Origin of the sequence: Planktotalea sp. (assembly GCF_049680325.1) — a bacterium.
In the GTDB taxonomy this organism is placed as follows: Bacteria; Pseudomonadota; Alphaproteobacteria; order Rhodobacterales; family Rhodobacteraceae; genus Planktotalea.
On sequence record NZ_JBAUHO010000342.1, the window covers coordinates 1 to 2,874 of the forward strand.

A 2,874-nucleotide genomic window follows, 5' to 3' on the forward strand; every position below is an offset into this window, starting at 1 on the left:
GATCAAGATTGCCTCTGGGGCGTTCAACGAAGTGATGGAGACGCGATTTAGCACATGGTCATTGACCGCCGCAGAGCGAGAGGTCGCGATATTGGCGATAAAAGGATTTTCAATCGCCGAAATCGCCAACTTGCGCGAAACTAAACAAGGTACGATTAAAGCTCAATGTGCCTCCGTCTACAAAAAGGCAGATGTCGCAGGTCGCTTGCAGTTGTTAAGCGTATTTCTTGACGATCTAATGTCACATGATTTGATAAAACCGCACAGCAAGCGGCCAAGTGAGGACCTAACATGAACCCTGTCGGACTATTATTGATTGTCGCAACGACTCTCTTTCCCGCATATCAACTGTTCTCTCTTCCGAATGTCGCTGATCAGATTGCTCTGTTTTCACAGTATTTGGGATTGGCGGCGTTGATCTTAATGGCTTGGGGACAAGTCCTAGCGACACGACTTCCCGGCGCAGAGGCTGTTTTTGGCGGGCTGGACCGCATTTACGTTCTGCACAAATGGGCAGGTATCGTGGCGATGGTCGCTGTTCTTCTGCATGACACGATTGATGCCGAGATGGACGGGTTGGGGCGAGAAACTGCGCTCAATGAGCTTGCCGAGACATTGGGCGAACTCAGCCTTTATGGCCTTTTGATCCTTGTGGTGATCTCAGTGGCGACCTTTATCCCCTACCATCTTTGGAAGTGGACACATAAAGGGATGGGAGCCTTGTTTGCCGCCGCAACGTTTCATTTCTTTTTCATTATGAAACCCTTTGCGATGACCGACCCTGCTGGCCTCTATACCGGCCTATTTTGCCTTGCAGGCCTTGCCGCATATATTTGGACGTTGCTGCCCGACCGCATCCGGCCGTCCCATGGCTACACGGTCGCCAACCTTGAGAAAACGGGCGGCGCACTGGCGATCACTATGGAGCCGACCAAGAAAGGACTGAAAGCAGCCCCTGGTCAGTTCGGCGTGTTGCGTTTCAAAGGCCTTGGCAGTGACGAGAAACACCCATTCAGCTTTTCCAAAATCAACGACGATGGATCACTGCGCGTGACCATAAAAGCTCTGGGTGACTTCACGACCCGTCTTGAAGGCCTCGTAAAGGTCGGACAGCCGGTTTCCATCCAAGGCCCCTTTGGCAGGTTCCGTCTGTCCGGAAAAGGCTCCGAGGTGTGGATCGCAGGCGGGATCGGGATCACACCGTTTCTGGCATGGGCGGAAGCCCTTGATCCTAATGGTGGGGCGGTTGATCTGTTTTATTGCGTCAAATCGAAAGCAGGCGCGCCGCATCTATCTGAACTGGAAGTCTTGGCACAGGCCAAACCAAACCTGCAGCTTCACCTTATCGCATCAGCCGAAGGGGAACGTCTTTCAGCGGACATCATTGCTGAAACTGTCAAGGGAGATTTAGCGCAATCGAAAGTCTCCTTTTGCGGGCCAGTGTCACTGAGGAGCGCATTGCAAACTGGACTACGACGCTTTGGCGTCTCAAGCCGCCGTTTTAATTTCGAGGAGTTCGAGTTTCGGACGGGCATCGGGCTAAAGAGCCTCGCCACTTGGGTCTGGGAGCGACGGGCGTCAAAGGCGGCAGTTAACGTCTCATAAAACGAAAGCAGACATTTATATCAAATCCACGCACGGCAGCAAAGTCCGCACTGTGTAAGTTCGACCTCTAATCTTTGCTGCACTTTGCACGAATGGCTGGTTTCCCCTCTGCGCGGCAGCATCGAATTTTACGCTGACGCAGCATTTTCCACGCTGCGAGCGCACGCAGCAAGAAATCTGAACTCACGGAATGGGCTCGGAGCGGACATTGATGCTCCATACAATATTGAAATGTCGCACGACAATCTTGTTCCCAGCCGTCACGCGAAACGCGCATGGAAATGGCGATTGAAGCAATTAGGCGCAGAACAGGTCGGATTCATCTATGCCGCACCCAAATGCCTGTTGACTCGGGCGCGCTGAGCGATAGAAGGCACTGATTAGAGAATTCCCGAATGGCATATGCTATTCGAAGCAGGAGATGACCCATGGCGAAGCCAACCACGATCAAGATCCGCCTGAACTCGACCGCGGGTACAGGCCACTTCTATGTCACAAAGAAAAACGCACGTACAATGACCGAAAAAATGGTTGTTCGTAAGTACGACCCAGTTGTGCGCAAGCACGTCGAGTACAAAGAAGGCAAAATCAAGTAAGCTTGATTTCGTTTTTGACGTATTAAAAAAGCCGCTCCTTCCGGGGCGGTTTTTTGTGTTTGGGAGCGGGGGGAATAACTGCTCCTGAAGTGGTCCTAAACCTGTTTTGCGCGCGACTTTACCCGCCTGTAAGCCCTTCAGTGGCTTTTACAGGTCTGGGATTGGTCACTCTGTTCGGCTTTCGCTTTTCATAAAACGCATTGCCACCAGTCGTCACAACGTAGTGCATATTGTTGAAATCCGCCTTGTACCATGCGGCGTGAAAGAACTTGGCTGCGCCAATGCGGGGATGGCGTTCGCCTTGGGCGACGGCTTTTGCAGCGCCCGGGATAAGCGGGGCGGTGTTGAGCTGCATCGCTTTGGTCATCACGCCGGGTGCAAACTGGTTCTTTTGACCGACCACGCCGCAAATGGTGTTGGGGTAGGCGCTTGATTCTACGCGGTTCATCACCACGCTACCCACGGCAATCATCCCGTCGCGGCTGGAGCGGTTGGATTCAAAATACATTGCGCGCTGCATGCATTCCAGCTCGCTTGCAGGTACAGAGGCCGCTGTTGGTTCGGGGGCTCGCTTTGCGCAGTTCGTCAATACAAGAAGGGCGCCAAGCGCGAGTGCGGTGATGCGGATGCGGGAATGATTTGGCACGCGCGTACCCCTTATGAACCGATTTTG

At 53.0% G+C, this 2,874-nt stretch carries 4 protein-coding genes; 3 read left to right on the forward strand and 1 reads right to left on the reverse strand.

The genetic code is table 11. From position 1 onward, the window contains the following. From WBC85_RS15105 to rpmG, 3 genes are all read left to right on the forward strand, one after another. The coding region (locus WBC85_RS15105) for a helix-turn-helix transcriptional regulator (protein ID WP_424439063.1) at positions 1-295 on the forward strand (295 nt) is incomplete at its 5' end. Continuing rightward, positions 292-1,605 carry a ferredoxin reductase family protein gene (locus WBC85_RS15110; RefSeq protein ID WP_424439066.1) on the forward strand — a complete coding sequence of 438 codons (1,314 nt, stop codon included), beginning with the start codon at positions 292-294 and terminating at the stop codon, positions 1,603-1,605. The genes WBC85_RS15105 and WBC85_RS15110, both read left to right, overlap by 4 nt. 428 nt (positions 1,606-2,033) lie before the next feature. Then, a complete protein-coding gene (gene rpmG / locus WBC85_RS15115) occupies positions 2,034-2,201 on the forward strand; it encodes a 50S ribosomal protein L33 (protein WP_007814563.1) in 168 nt (55 codons plus the stop codon). Between the two features lie 118 nt (positions 2,202-2,319). Here the strand turns inward: rpmG and WBC85_RS15120 are convergent, their stop codons facing one another. Continuing rightward, positions 2,320-2,790, reverse strand: coding sequence for a cell wall hydrolase (locus WBC85_RS15120; RefSeq protein WP_424439075.1), 471 nt, complete (start codon positions 2,788-2,790; stop codon positions 2,320-2,322). Between the last annotated feature and the right edge of the window lie 84 nt (positions 2,791-2,874).

Excerpts from the sequence above, each read along its gene's own strand:
- WBC85_RS15110 (WP_424439066.1), top strand. The coding sequence starts at position 292 with ATGAACCCTGTCGGACTATTATTGATTGTCGCAACGACTCTCTTTCCC.
- rpmG (WP_007814563.1), top strand. The coding sequence starts at position 2,034 with ATGGCGAAGCCAACCACGATCAAGATCCGCCTGAACTCGACCGCGGGT.